The organism is Oleiphilus sp. HI0086 (assembly GCF_001635225.1).
This window is the reverse complement of sequence record NZ_LWFZ01000093.1, coordinates 1-768: the sequence shown is the minus strand read 5'-3', so window position 1 is coordinate 768 and position 768 is coordinate 1. Positions and strand designations below refer to the sequence as shown.

The 768-nt window shown below is 47.7% G+C and carries 1 protein-coding gene; it reads left to right on the top strand.

Annotation, left to right across the window (positions count from 1 at the left end; genetic code table 11):
- Nucleotides 1–768: ATP-dependent metallopeptidase FtsH/Yme1/Tma family protein (locus A3756_RS01370; RefSeq protein ID WP_156490174.1), on the top strand; the 768-nt coding region annotated here is incomplete at both ends.

The window sequence follows — 768 nt, the reverse complement described above, 5'->3', positions numbered from 1 at the left end:
ATCGTGGTGCGGGTATGGGTGGTGGTCATGATGAGCGTGAGCAAACACTGAACCAGCTCTTGGTAGAGATGGACGGCTTTGAAGGTAGTGAAGGTGTCATTGTTATTGCTGCAACCAATAGGCCGGATGTTCTAGACCCAGCATTGTTAAGACCGGGGCGTTTTGACCGTCAAGTTGTGGTCGGTTTGCCAGATATACTTGGTCGTGAGCAAATTCTGAAGGTGCATATGAAAAAGGTGCCTTTAGCTGAGGATGTTGCGCCAAGTTTGATTGCCCGTGGTACGCCAGGATTTTCAGGTGCTGACTTGGCGAACCTGGTTAACGAAGCTTCCCTGTTTGCGGCACGAGCTGATAAGCGTGCAGTTGAAATGACAGACTTTGAGCTTGCTAAAGATAAGATTATGATGGGCGCAGAGCGCAAGTCTATGGTGATGTCTGAGAAGGAAAAGCTTAATACGGCTTATCATGAAGCGGGACATGCAATTGTTGGTCGTGTTTTACCAGAACATGATCCGGTTTATAAGGTAAGTATTATTCCGAGAGGTCGTGCTTTGGGTGTGACGATGTTCCTGCCTGAAGAAGATCGTTATAGCTTGAGTCGCAAGCAGCTTATCAGCCAGATTTGTTCGCTTTATGGTGGCCGAATTGCCGAAGAAATGACATTAGGTATGGATGGTGTCACAACCGGCGCATCAAACGATATTCAGCGTGCGACAGAGATTGCTAGAAATATGGTAACCAAGTGGGGCTTGTCCGATAAGTTAGGGC